The organism is Streptomyces lunalinharesii (assembly GCF_039532155.1).
Taxonomy (GTDB): Bacteria; Actinomycetota; Actinomycetes; order Streptomycetales; family Streptomycetaceae; genus Streptomyces; species Streptomyces lunalinharesii.
Genome location: NZ_BAAARK010000029.1, coordinates 14,570 through 29,816, shown reverse-complemented (window position 1 = coordinate 29,816; position 15,247 = coordinate 14,570). Strand labels below are relative to the sequence as shown.

13 protein-coding genes are annotated in these 15,247 nt (G+C 72.4%); 7 read left to right on the top strand and 6 right to left on the bottom strand.

The window, feature by feature from the left end; translation table 11 throughout:
* Positions 1-28: 28 nt before the first annotated feature.
* Positions 29-733 (bottom strand): tyrosine-protein phosphatase, encoded by a 705-nt coding sequence (locus tag ABD385_RS31265; RefSeq protein WP_344582367.1) that lies wholly within the window; start codon positions 731-733, stop codon positions 29-31.
* 190 nt (positions 734-923) lie between these two features.
* Positions 924-1,697, bottom strand: coding sequence for a DUF6071 family protein (locus tag ABD385_RS31260; protein WP_344582365.1), 774 nt, complete (start codon positions 1,695-1,697; stop codon positions 924-926).
* 372 nt (positions 1,698-2,069) lie between these two features.
* Here ABD385_RS31260 and ABD385_RS31255 point away from each other — a divergent pair, with 372 nt between their 5' ends.
* The 5 genes from ABD385_RS31255 (at position 2,070) to ABD385_RS31235 (ending at position 8,122) form a co-directional block, all read left to right on the top strand.
* Positions 2,070-3,440, top strand: a complete 1,371-nt coding sequence (locus ABD385_RS31255) for a B12-binding domain-containing radical SAM protein (RefSeq protein WP_344582364.1) — start codon at positions 2,070-2,072, stop codon at positions 3,438-3,440.
* The gene (locus ABD385_RS31250; RefSeq protein ID WP_344582363.1) at positions 3,437-4,642 is read left to right on the top strand and encodes an aminotransferase class I/II-fold pyridoxal phosphate-dependent enzyme; all 1,206 of its coding nucleotides are present in this window, start codon (positions 3,437-3,439) and stop codon (positions 4,640-4,642) included. The genes ABD385_RS31255 and ABD385_RS31250 overlap by 4 nt, the downstream gene beginning before the upstream one ends.
* A gap of 144 nt (positions 4,643-4,786) precedes the next feature.
* Positions 4,787-6,259, top strand: a complete 1,473-nt coding sequence (locus tag ABD385_RS31245) for a carbamoyltransferase family protein (RefSeq protein WP_344582361.1) — start codon at positions 4,787-4,789, stop codon at positions 6,257-6,259.
* On the top strand, positions 6,240-7,010 hold the full coding sequence (locus ABD385_RS31240) for a P-loop NTPase family protein (protein ID WP_344582359.1): 771 nt from the start codon (positions 6,240-6,242) through the stop codon (positions 7,008-7,010). The genes ABD385_RS31245 and ABD385_RS31240 overlap by 20 nt, the downstream gene beginning before the upstream one ends.
* Positions 7,007-8,122 carry a methyltransferase gene (locus ABD385_RS31235; protein ID WP_344582357.1) on the top strand — a complete coding sequence of 372 codons (1,116 nt, stop codon included), beginning with the start codon at positions 7,007-7,009 and terminating at the stop codon, positions 8,120-8,122. Before ABD385_RS31240 ends, ABD385_RS31235 begins: the two co-directional genes overlap by 4 nt.
* A 73-nt stretch (positions 8,123-8,195) precedes the next feature.
* Here ABD385_RS31235 and ABD385_RS31230 read toward each other — a convergent pair whose 3' ends face one another.
* From ABD385_RS31230 to ABD385_RS31215, 4 genes are all read right to left on the bottom strand, one after another.
* Positions 8,196-9,362 (bottom strand): agmatine deiminase family protein, encoded by a 1,167-nt coding sequence (locus ABD385_RS31230; RefSeq protein WP_425585517.1) that lies wholly within the window; start codon positions 9,360-9,362, stop codon positions 8,196-8,198.
* A 109-nt stretch (positions 9,363-9,471) separates the two neighbouring features.
* Positions 9,472-10,566 carry an agmatine deiminase family protein gene (locus tag ABD385_RS31225; RefSeq protein WP_344582355.1) on the bottom strand — a complete coding sequence of 365 codons (1,095 nt, stop codon included), beginning with the start codon at positions 10,564-10,566 and terminating at the stop codon, positions 9,472-9,474.
* 295 nt (positions 10,567-10,861) lie between these two features.
* Entirely contained in the window at positions 10,862-11,446 is a 585-nt protein-coding gene (locus ABD385_RS31220) for a TetR/AcrR family transcriptional regulator (RefSeq protein ID WP_344582354.1), read from the bottom strand.
* A gap of 50 nt (positions 11,447-11,496) precedes the next feature.
* The gene (locus ABD385_RS31215) at positions 11,497-12,054 is read right to left on the bottom strand and encodes a TetR/AcrR family transcriptional regulator (protein ID WP_344582435.1); all 558 of its coding nucleotides are present in this window, start codon (positions 12,052-12,054) and stop codon (positions 11,497-11,499) included.
* A gap of 179 nt (positions 12,055-12,233) precedes the next feature.
* Here ABD385_RS31215 and ABD385_RS31210 point away from each other — a divergent pair, with 179 nt between their 5' ends.
* Both ABD385_RS31210 and ABD385_RS31205 read left to right on the top strand, forming a co-directional pair.
* The gene (locus ABD385_RS31210; RefSeq protein ID WP_344582352.1) at positions 12,234-13,775 is read left to right on the top strand and encodes a serine/threonine-protein kinase; all 1,542 of its coding nucleotides are present in this window, start codon (positions 12,234-12,236) and stop codon (positions 13,773-13,775) included.
* Between the two features lie 409 nt (positions 13,776-14,184).
* Positions 14,185-15,195: an agmatine deiminase family protein gene (locus ABD385_RS31205; RefSeq protein ID WP_344582351.1), complete on the top strand. Its 1,011-nt coding sequence runs from the start codon at positions 14,185-14,187 to the stop codon at positions 15,193-15,195.
* The last annotated feature ends 52 nt before the right edge of the window (positions 15,196-15,247 follow it).

The following is a 15,247-nucleotide window of genomic DNA, read 5'->3' as shown; positions in this document are numbered from 1 at the left end:
GGGGGATCAGGTCGGCCGGGTCGGAGCGTCAGGGTGGTTGGGCGGGGGACTCGGACGGAGCGCGGAGTGCGTGCGTGACGGCGGCGAGGTCTTCGGGGCGGGCGCCGGCCCGCAGCAGTGCGTCCCGCACGCTGCCGTGCCGCTGCCGCACCTCGGCCAGCCAGGTCCGCATGACCACGGCGGGGGTGTCGAGGTGGACGAGGTAGTCCTGGCGCGTCCAGCCGTGGGCCCGCCACTTGTCCGCGAAGCGGTCGACGAGCGGGCGCAACGCGGTGCCGCTGGCCGCGTAGTCCGCGACGATCCACTCGTCGGGCACTCCCGCCAGGGCCAGAACCGCGGCCACCACCACCGCCGTGCGGTCCTTGCCCAAGTGGCAGCAGACCAGGAACGGTTCGTCGGCGGCCTCGGCCAACGCACCGAACAGCGTGCGGACGGCTCCGGTGGCGCTGCTGAAGAGGATGGCGTGGTAGTAGCGCACGTAGTGCTCGGGGGTCGGCCGGGGGACGTGCACGAGGTCGCGCGGGTATCCCGCGAGTGGGGTGCGCGACCATCGCACGCCGCGTGCGAGGAGTGCCGTCGGGTCGCCCGAGCGTTCCGTCTCGCGCGCCGAACGGAGGTCGATCACGGTGCGCAGGCCGTGGTGAGCGGTCAGTTCGGCCGCGCGGTCCGGGTCCATGGTCGCGCCGGCGCCCGCTCGCCAGATACGACCGCCCGCGATCCCCACCGGTGCCACGGCGCGCAGGTTGACCGCATCGGACGCCGGTCGGGGCGGGTGCGGTGCGGGAGGCGGCGGGCTCATCGGGCGGGCGGGGCGCCAAGCGGCCGGTGACGGGCCGCGGTGCGGGTGGTGTGCATCAGAGGTGCCTTTCCCGGTGGGGCGGCCGGTCGTGCCCGGGGCGCCGGCCGTTGCGTACTGCGGACGGTCAGGGGTAGAGGAAGTCGCGGTTCGCGGGTCGGAAGGCGCGTCGACGGCCGAAGGCGGGGCCGGTCGGCGGCGCGGCGGACGCTGCTGCGGGGCGTCTGAGCAGTTGGCCGGCCGCCACGTACGCGGCCAGCTTGTGCGCCCACGCCTCGTGTCCGTCCTCCGCCGGGTGCCGTCCCTTCCATCCGGTGCCGGACGCCCTGAGCACGTCGGCCATGGAGCCGTCGGCGGCGCCGAAGCCGTAGAAGCGGGACCGGTCCACCATCTCCACCCCGGCGCTCTCGGCCAGCCCGCCCCGGCCGATGCTGTCGAAGGAGCCCTCGATGGCGTCGAAGAAGAGGTAGGGGATCCGGCACTGCTGCAAGAACGCCTGGAGAGACAGGATCTGCGTGAGCAACCGGGCCCCGCACTCGCGGTCGTGCCAGGCGAACTTCCGGTAGAGGTCCGTCAGTTGCTGGACGTCGGGGTGCTGTTGCGGCTGGTAGGGAATGACCTGCCGGAATGCGCCGTCCACGTAGAACTCCCGGCGCATGGCACCGGACCAGCCGACGACGACCAACAGCTGTCCGTCTTCGGCCGCTTCGCGGTGGGCGGCCAACCAGTCGATGGTCGTGCGGACGATCCGGTCGTTCGATCCGGAGATCACGGCGTCGTTCACCACGCGGTCGGCGTCCAGGAACTCCCCGATTCGCCCCGGCCAGGCGTTCTTCTCCCGGTAGTTCCGTAGTTCCGGATCCGGGTCCCGATCGTCCACCAATTCGGCGCCGTACGTCATGGAGCAGCCATTTGCGTAAATCAACATATGATTTACCCCCAGGTGCGCGGCACGGAAGCAACGTCAAAGTGGGCAGGCTTCCGCCGCGGTTCAGAATTGAAGCAGCCTTCCTCCGCATTCGGCAACCTGCCGCATATCCGTCCCGCGAACTTCGGCCATGTGACGGAAGGGGGGCCTGAGGGGCAAGTTATCGCGATCAATTACCGTCACGTCAGGGCATGGACGATGCCCGTGCGAGTACGGACCACACCGCCGAGTACGGAAAATCCTTCGGCTCAAAATTACCGAATGAAGGGGGGCTCGACGCGGGTAGGGAGACCCGCAGGTTTTCGCGCACTGTGCCCGCTCCGCCCGCTAGGCAAGGAAGCGCACATGACCGACGTATTACTCATCTGGCCGCCCCACGTGCCCAGTTACTTCAACGCCGGCCACCACAGCCCGCTGTACATGGTCGCCGGCCATCTGCGCCGCCGGCCGCAGCCGGGCCGGGTGGACACCTGCGAGGCCGGCACCCTCAGCATGAACTGGAAGGGCGTCGGCGACCTGCTCTACCAGGGCCGCTACGACGTCATCGCGGTGATGAACGACTTCGACGCGGTGGACGGCCTGGCCCGGTTCGCCGAATACGCGCGGGCCCTGTCCCCGCAGAGCCGACTCATCACGTTCGGCCGGCTCTCCAGCCTCAACCCCGGATTCTTCCGGCAGTTCGACCTGGACGCGGTCGTGCAGTCCGGGGACTACGAGTGCGGCGTCGCACACTACGTCAACGCGCTCGCGGCCGCCCGCCCGGAAAACGCCGGTGCGACGGGGCTGCCCGGTGTCGCGGTCCGGCACGGTGACCACTGGCGCGAGCCCGCCGGCCAGGGAGATCGACTGGCCCCCGAAGAGTGGTCCCTACCCGACGTCTCCGAAATTCCTTACCAGGATTACGACCGGTTCTACTCCCGGGACGAGCACAAATTCTGCGGCATCCCCTTCCGGCGCGAACTGGTCGTGCCGGCGGCCCGCGGCTGCCCGGTCGGCTGCGAATTCTGCGAGGTCCCGGACATCTTCGGTCTCCGCGAACGCCGGCTCCCCGTGGACACCGTGATCGACTACATCCGGGACAGCTACGCCCGTCACCCCTTCGAATACGTCGCCTTCTACGCCCCCACGTTCACCCTGGATCGACGGTGGGTCCATCAGCTGTGCGAGCGGTTCATCGAAGGCCCGGTGTCACCGCAATGGAAATGTGCGACCACGGTCCACCACCTGAGCGAGGAACTGGTCGCCCTGATGGGGCGGGCCGGTTGCGTCCGCATTTCGGTGGGGTTGGAAACCCTGGAGGAAGCGGGTCAGGGCGTACTGCCCCGCAACAAGCGGATCGAAGCGGAACGGTTCCGGTCGCTCGCACAGTGGTGCACCGGGGCCGGAATCGAACTCAACGCGTTCATCATCGTCGGACTGCCGGGCACCTCGATCCAGGGCGCCTCACGCACCATCGAACTCGCCCGCTCGCTCGGCGCCCGCATCCGCCCGACCATGTACACCCCGTACCACTCGATGACCGGCGAGATGACGACCCGTCAAGTCTCCCGATTCAACCGACAGTTGATCACGGATGACCGTTCCGTCGACGCCGCGGACGACGACCGGGGCGCCGGCCGGCAGCGCGCGGCGGACGCCCGGTACGCCCTCCTCTTCGGAGCGGAGGAGCGGCTCACCGACGTCCACGAACGCATCCCCAAACGGACTGCCCCTTGACCGGCCCGGAACCCCACGCCCCCACCGGCACGCACACGGTGAGCCTGCACGGCTTCCCCTTCCCGCTCGGCACCGAGACCCGCACCCTGACCTGGCAGCCCCGCGCACTGCGCCCCGGCGTCCTCAACCTCAAGAGCTGCGAGCTCCAACACCCCTGGAGCGAGGAGCTGGTGGGGCGCGAACTGGCCGCGCTCTCCCTGGCCGAGACCCTCGCCTACCCCGTCCAGGACCACGCCCTGGCGCAACTCGCCGCCTACCACGGACTCGACCGCACCCACATCCTGCTCACCGCCGGCTCCGACTACGGCATCGGTCTCGTCGTCGACGCCCTGGTCCGCCCGGTCGGCCGGCTGCTCCTCCAAGAACCCGCCTTCGAAGCCTGGCGGCACTACGCCCAACTGCGCCGCGTCCACGTGACGGGCGTCCCCGGCACCACCGGAACGCCGCCGGCGGCCGACCCCGCCCCCCTCCTCGACCTGCTGCGGTCCACCCCGCGGCCGGCCGTGGCCGCCGTCACCAATCCGGGCAGTCCCAGCGGCCTGCGGTACCCGCCGTCCGCGATGCGCCAACTCGCCCGGACCGCCCGGGAACACGGCCACCTGCTCGTGATCGACGAATGCTACGGGGACTTCGTCCACACCTCCCACGCACCGCTCGTCACGGAGTTCTCCAACGTCGTCGTGGTGCACTCCTACTCCAAGACCTTCGCCCTGGCCGGACTGCGCATCGCCGCCCTGCTGGCCCACCCCGTCCTGCGCGAACACCTCGGCCGCTTCCGCCCCGAGAACGCGGTCGGCGCCCCGGCCGTCGCCCTGCTGACGCGCCTGGTGCCGCAGGGCGACCGCTGGCGGGAGATCTGGCGAGACGTCCGCGCCATCCGGCAGGGCTTCGTCGACCACGTCCTGGCCGCCCACCCGGACTGGCGCGTGCTCGAACCAGGCGCCAACTTCGCCACGTTCTGGTCGCCGGATCCCGACACCGCCGATGCCGCCCGCGACCACCTCGCGGCGCACCGCATCCGCGTCCGCTCCCTGTCCGACGTCCCCGGGCTGCGCGGCTGCTTCCGGGTGTCCCTGGCGGACCGGCCGCAGATGCGACGCGTCGCCCGGCTCCTGGACGACGTCACCGACCGCGCGACTCCCCCGACCGCCGTCCCCCTCCCCGCACGGGAAGGCCCCCCGCCCGACGCCCGGCCCTCGTGACGGCCGCAACCGCCGGCCTCCGTCCCGCGACCGCCGTCACCACGGCGACGAGGCCCGGCCGGGCTGCGGGCGCGCCACGGCGCGGGCCGCCCGGCGGGCCCGGCCCGAGCGCCCCCGTTCCCGCACACCTGGAGGTGCCGCACCATGGCGCACATCCTCGGCCTGTCCTGCCGCAGCCACGATGCGGCGGTCGCCGCGGTCCGCGACGAGGAACTCGTCTTCGCCTCGCACTGCGAGCGGTACAGCCGACGCAAGAACGACCCCGCGCTGGCTCCTGCGGCACTGTCGGCGGCCCTCGCCCACCTGGACCGCGTCGACGACGTCGTGTACTACGAACGCCCCGTCCTCAAACGCACCCGGCAGCTGCGCTCCGGACAACTGGGCCTGGCCGCCGACCCGGTCGGACTGCGCGCGTACCTGCGGCGCTTCCCGCAACTGCGCCGAGCCCGGTTGCACGTCGTCGACCACCACCGCTCGCACGCCGCCGGCGGCTACTACACCTCCGGTCTGGCCGAGGCCGCCGTGGTGGTCGTGGACGGCATCGGGGAGTGGAACACCGTCTCCCTGTGGCACGGGCGCGGCGACCGCCTCGACCGGGTGGCCACCGTCAACTACCCGCACAGCATCGGCCTGTTGTACTCCGCCTTCACCCAACGCACGGGCTTCAAGCCCAACGAGGAGGAGTACATCATGATGGGTCTGGCCGCCTACGGGACGCCGGACCTCGCCGACCTGATCTGGCACGACTTCGTCGCACGCGACGACTGGCCGCACTTCCGGCTCACCCGCTCGGTGCACCGGGGCATCTCCGACTGGCGGCCCGAACTGACCGACCGGGCCACCCTCGCCGCCAGCGCCCAGGAAGTGACCGAACGGCTGCTGGACGGGCTGTTCGCCTGGGCGGCCAAGGAAACGGGCTCCCGCAACCTGGTCTACTCCGGTGGCGTCGCGCTCAACTGCGCCTACAACTCCCGCCTCGCCCGCACCGGCCTCTTCGACACCATCTGGATCATGCCCAGTCCCGGCGACGCCGGCAGCTCGGCCGGCTCGGCTCTGGCCCATCTCGGCCGGCACGTCCGGTGGCCGGGCCCGTACCTCGGCCACGACATCGGACGGGAACCGGACATCGAGGAGGCCCTCGCCTCGCTCGTCCGGGGCGAGGTGCTGGCCGTCGCCCACGGCCGGGCCGAATTCGGTCCCCGGGCGCTCGGCAACCGCAGTCTGCTCGCCGACCCCCGCCCGCCCACGGCCAAACGCCGGGTCAACGCGATCAAACGCCGCGAGCCGTTCCGGCCGTTCGCCCCCGTGGTACTGGAAGAACACGCCCACACGTACTTCGACCTGCCGGTACCGACCAGCCCCTACATGCAGTTCGTCGCGCGGGCCCACGATCCCGAGGCCCATCTGGCGGTCTGCCACGTCGACGGCACCAGCCGCGTGCAGACCGTGGACGCGGGCCAGAACCCCTTCCTCCACCAGCTGTTGCGGCGCTTTCACGAAGAGACCGGCTGTCCGATGCTGCTCAACACCAGCCTCAACATCAAAGGCGAACCCCTGGTCAACACCACGGAGGACGCCATCCGGTTCGGGAAGCTCCATGGCATCCGCGTCCTGTGAGGCGCCGCCGGGCCCGGCGCCCCGGCGGATCGTCGTACTCGGCAGTCCGGGCAGCGGCAAGACCACCTTCTGCCACCTCCTCGCCGCCTCGACCGGCCTCCCCCTCTACCACCTCGATGACCTCTACTGGTCCGCGGGCTGGTCCCGCCCCGGCGAAGCGGAGTGGGCCCGCCTCGTCCACGACCTGTGCGCCCTCCCCCGATGGATCGCCGACGGCAACTACGCCGGCAGCGCCGAACCGCGCGTCCAGGCAGCCGAGTTGGTGGTGCTGCTGGACCGTCACCCGCTCCTGTGCGCGGCGGCACTGGTGCGCCGCTCGTTGCGCCTGCGCCGCTCGGCGCCCGCTCCCCCGCCCCACGACGCACCGCGGGCGACGCCCGACGGCGGACGACCAAGCCGGCGGTCGACGCTGCCGAGCGCGCGGGAGTACGTGCCGCGCCGCCTGCGGAACACCGACGCGCCGCCCGTTCGCAGCGTCACCGCGCTGGTCCGCAAGGCACTGCTCTTCCGGCGCAGGGACCTCGTCGTCATCCACACCGCGCTGCTCCGCACCGGCGCTCCCCTACGCCGCTGCCGCACCCGGCGCCAGGCAGCGGCCCTGCTCGCCGCGTTCGCCCCGGCCCCACGACCGGCAACCGGCCGGGACCGCGCCCCCGTGCCGCCGGAGGGTCCACCGCCGAACGGCACCGCCCTCCTCCCCTGCACCTGCCCGGCCGCCGCCACGGCGACGCCCCCCTGGAGAAGCCTGTGAACACGCCACCCGACCGCCCGGAGCCCGCTCCCGGCCTCGCCGAGATCGCCGACGTCGTCACGCCGTTCGCCGTACGGGCGGCGGCCACCCTCCGGCTCGCCGACCACATCGCCGCCGGTCACACCCGGCTCCCCGACCTGGCCGAGGCGGCCGGCGCCGAGCCACGGGCCCTGTGCCGGCTGCTGCGCTTCCTCACCTGCCGCAACGTCTTCGCCGAGCCCGAACCCGGCAGCTACGCACTGACCGACCTGGCCGAGGAGTTGCGCTCGGACCACCCGGCGAACCTCCGGCAGTGGCTGGACGCCGACGAAGTGGCCGGCAGGCTCGACGCCACCTTCCCCCATCTGGTGGCGGCGGTCCGCTCCGGCACCTCCGTCTACGCGGAGGTCCACGGCGCGCCGTTCTGGGAGGACGTGGGGGCGTCCGCCGCCCGGACCGCCTCGTTCGACCGGCTGATGGCGCAGGTCGCCCAATCGACGAGGGGAATCGGCACCGCCTACGACTGGTCGGACGTGCGGCACGTGGTCGATGTCGGCGGGGGCACCGGTGCCCTGCTCCGCGAAGTCGTCGAAGCCCACCCGCACCTGCGCGGCACCGTCGCGGACCAGGCCGGTTCGGTGGCCGAGGCGCGCCGCTACCTGGCCGCGCACGGCCTGGACGACCGCGCGGACGCCGCGACCTGCGACATGTTCACCGCTCTCCCACCCGGCGGTGACGCCTACCTCCTCTCCCGCGTCCTGGCCGACTGGGACGACGAGCAGGCCGTGCGCATCCTGCGGACCTGCGTCGCCGCCCTGCCCGACCACGGCCGGGTGCTGGTGGCCGAACGCGTGCTCCCCGACCCGCCGGCACCCGACGCACCGGACGGCGAAGACCTCTCCGAGATCCGGCGACTGACCTCGCACGACCTGCGGATGCTGGTCCTCTTGGGCGGCCGGAAGCGGACCGCAGCCGACTACGCACACCTCGCCGCCCGGACCGGGCTGCGCCTGCGCACCTCGCACCGGCTCCCCGGCGGCGCCACCGTCATGGAGTTCCGCCGCGCGCCGCTCAACCAACGGGCCGACGCCGCCACCCCCGAGCCACCACGGCACACGCCCTCCGCTCAGTGACCTCGCGTCGCGACGCGCGGCTCCGCGGCCCGGCCCCCGGCCCGCCGGTCCGGGGCGGCGGCGCTCGGGTCCGCTACTTGGCCGGCTTGCCCGGCTGGTCGTGGGTCGAGCAGTGGATGCCGCCGCCGCCCGAGGCGATGGTGTCGATCTTCACCTGGACGACGTCGCGCTGGGGGAAGTGGTCCTGCAGGATGCCCTTCGCCCGGTCGTCGGCCTCGGCGTCGCCGAAGCGCGGCATGAACACGGCGCCGTTGGCGACGTAGAAGTTCGCGTAGGTGGAGACGAAGGCGTCGCCCCGGCCGGTGATCTTGTCGAGGTCCGGCTGGGGCAGGTCGACGACCTCCAGCGACTTGCCGCGCGCGTCGGTGGCGTCCTTGAGCACCGTGCGGGCCTGGTCGGCCGCGCGCGACCAGACGTCCGGCGGACTGTCCGGGAAGGCGCGGTCCACCAGGACCACACCGGGTGCGGTGAACCGGGCGATGCTGTCGACGTGCGCATCGGTGATGTCCTTGCCGCGCACCCCGGCCAGCCAGAGCACCTTCTCGATGCCGAGGCTGCTCTTGATGTCGGCCTCGATCTGGTCGCGGCTCCTGCCCGGGTTGCGGTTCTTGTTGACCACCGAGCTCTCGGTGATCAACAGCGTGCCCTCGCCGTCGGTCTCGAAGGAGCCGCCCTCGGCGACCAGCGGGGCCTTGGCACGCGGGATGTCGTACTTCTCCAGCAGGCGGCGGCCGACCTGGGCGTCGTTGCCGTGCTCCTGCTTGTTCCCCCAGCCGCTGAAGTTGAGGTCGACGCCCAGGAGGTGCCCGGAGTCCTCGACGAACAGCGGGACGGTGTCGCGCGCCCACAGGTCGTCCACCATCAGGGGGATCACCTCGACCTGGGAGCCACAGGCCCGCTGGGCCGCGTCCTGCTGCTCGGGGCGGGCCATCAGCACCACCGGCTCGTACTCCGCGACGGCACGGGCCACGCGCGCGATGTCCTCCCGGACGGACGGCAGTTGCTCGCCCCAGACCGACTCCAGGGCCGGCCAGGACATGAAGGTGCGGGTGTGGCTGTCCCACTCGGCGCCGAACCGTCGTCCCGACGTCTTCTGGGAGGGGGAGGGGGAGGCGGAGGCGCCGGGGGTCTCGCGCGGACCGCAGGCCGCCGCGCCGAGGGCGAGGACGCCGATGCCGGCGAAGGAGCGCAGGACCTTGCGGCGGGACAGGGGAGGAAGGGACACAGAGAACTCCGGCATTCCATTGGCGAGCCTGCATTCAGGAGGAATTCGGCCTGAATTTCGGCTTGTGCGGGTGAAGGGTATGCGACGGCCCGAACAATTTCGGGCAGGTCTGGACGGTGGCCGCCTACGGGACGGGTTGGTGCATCGTGGAGCAGTGGATTCCACCGCCGCCGCCCATGAGGCGGTCGACGTCCAGCTGGACCACCTGGCGGCCGGGGAACGCCTCGGCCAGCGTTCGGCGGGCCGCGGCGTCCGTCCGCGCGTCGCCGAACTGTGCGGTGACGACGGCACCGTTGACGAGGTGGAAGTTGAGGTACGAGTCCACGAACGTCGAGCTGCGCGAGCGCACGCGGTCCGGCCCGTCCACCCGGATGACCTGGAGGCGACGCCCCTTGGCGTCGGTCGCGGCGGAAAGGATGGCGTACTGCTCGCGCGCGTCCCTGGCCCAGACGTCGTTCCGGTCGTCCGGGGGGACCTGCACCAGGACGACACCGGGGCGGACGAAGCGCGAGGTGACGTCGATGTGGTTGTCGGTGATGTCCCGGCCGCGCACCCCGGGAACCCAGATCATCTGCTCGGCGCCGTACGCCGCCAGGACCGCCCTTTCGATGTCTTCCCGGCTCATGCCGCGATTGCGGTTCTTGTTCACCAGGCTGCTTTCGGTCGCCATCACCGTGCCGTCACCGTCGGTCTCGATCGAGCCGCCCTCTCCGACGAATTCGGCCTCGCTGAAGGCCATTCTGTTGAATTCGGCGACGGCCCAGGCCACCTCCGCGTCGTCGTGATGCGCCTGCTTGCGTCCCCATCCGTTGAAGTTGAGGCCGACGGCGTCGAGGGCGCCACGGCCGTCGCGCCGGAAGACGGCACAGGTGTCGCGCATCCAGAGGTCGTCCGTGGGGATCGAGTCGACGACGGTGACGCCGGGGCCGCAGGCGGCCGTCGCGTCCTCGGCGGTGACGTCGTCCGGCGCGCACATGATCACGGGCTCGTACGCCGCCACCGTGCGGGCGACCAGGGCGATGTCCTGTTGGACGCCTGCCAGGTGGCGCCCCCAGATGGACCGCCGCGACGGCCACGACATCCAGGTCCGCGCGTGGGGGACGTCGTCGGCCGGCACCCGCCAGCCGTGCGCACCGGCGTCACCGGCCTGGGCCCCGGGCGAGGGACGCGGCCCGAGGAGGGCGTCGAGCAGCCACTTGCCTACGGGGAGGTCGTTCATGGAGGGCTCCACATCGAATCCGTGAGTGCGGGCGATCGTTGGCCGCGGGTCCCGTGCGGACCGTGGGCGCAGCGGTCCCGTCGCCGCCGTCCGGAGACGGGCGCGTCGACGACGCGCACTGCGCGATCGGGTACGGCCGCACCACCTACGCCCGGGATGCCGTCGCGGCGGGGCGTAGCGCGTGAGTCCGGGCGCGTCAGAGACCCGGTATCACCATGTTTCCCACTGTGACACTGACTGGATTTTCAGTCAACTCCTCTGTCAGGTGCGTCCCCTTTTCGCGTCCATCCGGGGGTCAGCCCTGCGGGCTCCCGGCCAGCTCGCGTTCCAGCGCGGCGGCGACGTGCGCCCGGGCCTCGGCGGTGCCGAGCAAGCCGGCCAGCCAGCGTCCGCTCAGCCCCTCCACCAGGGAGGTCAGCCGGACCGCGGCGGCCCGCGAGTCGACCGTCGGGGGAATGCTTCCGTCGTCCTGCCCGTCCGCGATCAGCTCCGCGACGTCCACGAGCCACCGCTCGGTCAGCGACGCGAGCGTCGGCCGCAGCCCGTCCTCGAAGGTCGCGGCGGCCCGCACCTCGCCCCAGACGGCGGAGTTCTCCCGCACGGTGGTGTCGTCCTGGAACTCCGTCGCCAGGAGGGAGAGCAGCAGCTCACGGACCGGGGCGCCGCCGACCGCCGCGACGTCGGCGTAGCTCTCGGCCCGGTCGTTGACGTAGTCGAGGGCGCTGGTGACCAGTCCGGCACGGTCGCGGAAGTGGTAGTAGATCAGGGTCTTGGAGACGCCCGCCTCGGCGGCGACGTCCTCCACGCGCAGCCCGCGGACCCCGCGCAGGGCTATCACGCGGCAGGTTGCTTCCAGCAGCTTGGCTCGTCGGGTAGTCACGTGCGTACAGTAACCACCGGCGCGCCCCGAGGCGGCGGACGTGCCCGCCCCTACCGGCGCTCCAGTCGCGCCAACTCCGCGTCGACGGCATCCCGTACGAGCGCGCGGGCGTGCTCCAGGGGCAGGACGCCGCTGAGCCACCGCATGCTGAGCCCCTCCACCAGGCCCGTCAGCCGCTCGGCGGCGACGGTCAGGCCGGCGGCGGTGGCCAGCGGGCGCATCCGGCCGAGCAGTTCGGCGATCTCCTGGACCCAGATCAGCGTGGCCCTGGCCAAGTCCTCCCGCAGGTCGGGCTCGAAGATGGCGCTGGCGCGCAGCTCGCCCCACGCCGTGCTGTTCTCGCGCACCTCCGCGTCGTCCTGGAGCTCCAGGAGCAGGGCCTGTTCGAGTTCCTGCCGGGGGCCGAGGGCGGGGGCGTCCGGGGCGCGATCGGTGGTGTAACCGGCGGCGCGGTCGTTGATGAACTCCAAGGTCCGGCGCAGGATGCCGGCCCGGTCCTTGAAGTGGTAGTAGATGAGGGCGGTGGACACCCCGGCCTCCGCCGCCAGCTCCTCGACGCGCAGTCCGCGCACCCCGCGCCGGGCGATGACCCGCGCGGCCGCCTCCATGATCGCTGCTTTACGGTCACTCACGGTTACCCACCTTAGCCCTCTCCCCCGTCCTTCCGCCCCGAAATCCAGGTTGACTGGACTTTCAGTTAGCATCATGGCGCTCGGCCGTCGACCCGGCCCTCCCCGATCGGTCCTCGGCGGCCCACCTCCGCCGCTCCTTCCGAAAGAGCCACACCATGACGACCCACCGTCCGGGCGCGCTGCCCACCCCCGCGGCCCTGGCCGCCGACGATCCGGAGGAGATCGGCGGGTACCGGCTGCACGCCCGGCTCGGCTCGGGCGGCATGGGGCACGTGTACCTCGCGTACACACCGGGCGGCCGGCCGGTGGCGCTCAAGGCGGTGCGGCCGGAACTCGCCGGCGACCCCGAATTCCGCCACCGCTTCGTGCAGGAGGTGGCCAACGCCCGGCGGATCCACGGCCTGTACACCGCGCAGGTCGTGGACGCCGGCGTCGACGCCGTCACGCCGTGGCTGGCGACGGCCTACGTGCCCGCCCCCTCGCTGCACGAGGTGCTCCGCCGGCACGGTCCGCTCCCGGTGCAGACGGTGCTCCTCCTCGTGGCGGGCATCGCGGAGGCGCTGCAGTCGATCCACGGCGCCGGCGTGGTCCACCGCGACCTCAAGCCGGCCAATGTGCTCGTCGCCGCCGACGGCCCCCGGGTCATCGACTTCGGCATCGCGCGGGCCGCCGACGCCGTCGCCCTGACCAGCGCCGGTCTGCGGATCGGCACGCCCGCCTTCATGGCCCCCGAACAGGCCCTGGGGCGCACCGCCACCGCCGCCACCGACGTCTTCGCGCTCGGCGCGCTGGCGGTGTACGCCGCGAGCGGCGCGCCGCCCTTCGGCGACTGCCCCGAATCCGTGGCCCTGTACCGGGCGGTCCACGAGCCGCCCGACCTCGCCCGCGTACCGGTCGCACTGCGCGACCTCCTGGGGCGGTGCCTGGCGAAGGACCCCGCCGACCGTCCCACCACCAGCGCGGTGATCGAGGCCGTGCGGGCCCACCCCGCCGTGGGTGCGCAGGTGCGGTTCACCGAGGGGTGGCTGCCCACGGCCGTCCACACCGAACTCGTCCGCCACGGCGAACCGTCCCCGCCGGCCCGGGCACCCCACGCCCAGCCCACCGTCACGGCCACCTCCCCGTCCCTCCCACCGGTCGAGGGGCCGAGCCCCTCGGCGCCGGCCCCGCCGCGGCGCGGGCGACGCCTCGTCCGTCGGGTCGTACCGGCGGTGGTCGCCGCGCTGCTGCTCGGCGGCGGTGCGGTCTACTACTTCGACTACCCGCCCGAGGACGCCGCGTCGTCCGCCGGAACCGAGGAGTCGGAGGGCGCGCCCGAAGACGCCTACGGCCCGGGATACGCGGGCGTGGAACTGACCTCCCCCGATTCGGGCTACGAGTTCGACCTCCACAACGGCAAGGTCGTTCCGGATTCCAGCGTCGACTGGTACCTGTCGCGTTCGGCCACCGCCTTCGCGGTCCCCGCGGACAGTGACGCCTTCGTCGCCCCCGGAGACAGCCTGACCCTCGGCGACTGCCTCGCCGGGATCGACAGCGCCCCCGCGTCCGCGCTGAAGTTCGACGCGCTCGAAGACCAGCACCCCTTCTGCGTCCGCAGCCCCGACGGCCGGGAGGTCGCGATCGTGCGGCTGGTGGAGGCCGCCCCCGGGGGCGGTGCGGTGACGGTCTCCCTCAGTCAGTACCGCAACGACGGCTGAGCCCACCGCGCCCCTCCCCCTCGAAACGGCAGGTGCCCGGCACGCACCTCCGTGTTCGGGGAGACTCTTGCGCCCTTCCTTGACTGAATTTTCAGTCAGTGTCACTCTTCACGCGGAACGACGCCGCTCACCTGCCACGGAAGGCGGCGCAACGATGCACGGGCGCCGGGCCGGCGCCCACCCGTAGGACCCCGTGACACGCGCAGGATTCTTCGTCGAACTTCTTGACTGAATTTTCAGTTCGGGGCAAGATTCCCGCACATCGAAGGTCCACCCCGTGCTGGACCTCTCAACGCGCCCTGGTTCACCGGCAATCGCCTTGCTTCTGCCGCCCAGGCGCCCCGGCCTCGCACCCCGGCCTCCCGGCCTCCCCTCCTCCCGTCCGGAAAATCCGGAGAAGAGAGTTCCCATGAGCCTCCGCATGCCCGCTGAGTGGACCGCACACGAGCGCTGTCTGATGGCCTGGCCCACGCGGCCCGACCTGTGGGGCACCGTCCTGGACGCAGCCCAGCAGGAGTACGCCGACGTGGCGCGTGCCGTCGCCCGGTTCGAACCGGTGACCATGGTCGCGCCGCCCGGCCACGGCGACGGGGCCCGGGCCCTGTGCGGTCCGGGGATCGAGGTGCTCGAACTGCCCATGGACGACTCGTGGTTCAGGGACTCCGCACCGCTCTTCGTGCTCGGCCCCGACGGCCAACGGGCCGGCGTGGACTTCCGCTTCAACGCCTGGGGCGGCAAGCACCGACCGTTCGACGCCGACGACCGGATCAGCGGCCTGCTGCTCGGCGTGCTCGGTGACCCGTCCGTGCGCTCCGAGATGGTCCTGGAGGGCGGCGCCGTCACCGTGGACGGCGAGGGCACGCTCATCACCACCGAGCAGTGCCTGCTCCACCCGAACCGCAACCCGGGGATGACCCGGGCGGAGATCGAGGCCGAGCTGAGGGCCCGGCTCGGCGTCAGCAAGGTCATCTGGCTGCCGTACGGCGGTCTGCTGGACACCGAGACCGACGGCCACGTGGACGGCGTCTGCGCCTTCGTCGCCCCCGGCAAGGTCGTGGTGCAGCTGCCCGACGACCCGACGCACCCGGACCACGCACGGATGCGGGCCAACCGCGCGGTGCTGGCGGCCGCCACGGACGCCCGCGGGCGCCACCTGGAGGTCGTCGAACTGCCGCAGAGCGCGTTCGTCGAGGTCGCCGGTGCGCGGGTGGAGGTCGGGTACCTCAACTTCTATCTGGCGAACGGGGGCGTCGTCGTCCCGGTCGCCGGCCTGCCCCAGGACGCCGAGGCGCTGGCCGTCATCGCCGCGGCCTGCCCCGACCGCACGGTGGTGGGCGTACCGGCCCGGGTGATCGCCCACGGCGGGGGCGGGGTGCACTGCATCACCCAACAGGTTCCCGCCGTGGCGCCCGGGGCCTGAGCGCACAGCGCCCGCGCCGGCCCCGGGCCGTCCGTCGCCCGGACGGCCCAGG

Bases quoted from the DNA above. Each gene is read 5' to 3' on its own strand.
- ABD385_RS31260 (WP_344582365.1), bottom strand. From the start codon at position 1,697: ATGACGTACGGCGCCGAATTGGTGGACGATCGGGACCCGGATCCGGAA.
- ABD385_RS31255 (WP_344582364.1), top strand. From the start codon at position 2,070: ATGACCGACGTATTACTCATCTGGCCGCCCCACGTGCCCAGTTACTTC.
- ABD385_RS31245 (WP_344582361.1), top strand. From the start codon at position 4,787: ATGGCGCACATCCTCGGCCTGTCCTGCCGCAGCCACGATGCGGCGGTC.
- ABD385_RS31240 (WP_344582359.1), top strand. From the start codon at position 6,240: ATGGCATCCGCGTCCTGTGAGGCGCCGCCGGGCCCGGCGCCCCGGCGG.
- ABD385_RS31230 (WP_425585517.1), bottom strand. From the start codon at position 9,362: ATGCCGGAGTTCTCTGTGTCCCTTCCTCCCCTGTCCCGCCGCAAGGTC.
- ABD385_RS31225 (WP_344582355.1), bottom strand. From the start codon at position 10,566: ATGAACGACCTCCCCGTAGGCAAGTGGCTGCTCGACGCCCTCCTCGGG.
- ABD385_RS31215 (WP_344582435.1), bottom strand. From the start codon at position 12,054: ATGGAGGCGGCCGCGCGGGTCATCGCCCGGCGCGGGGTGCGCGGACTG.
- ABD385_RS31210 (WP_344582352.1), top strand. From the start codon at position 12,234: ATGACGACCCACCGTCCGGGCGCGCTGCCCACCCCCGCGGCCCTGGCC.
- ABD385_RS31205 (WP_344582351.1), top strand. From the start codon at position 14,185: ATGAGCCTCCGCATGCCCGCTGAGTGGACCGCACACGAGCGCTGTCTG.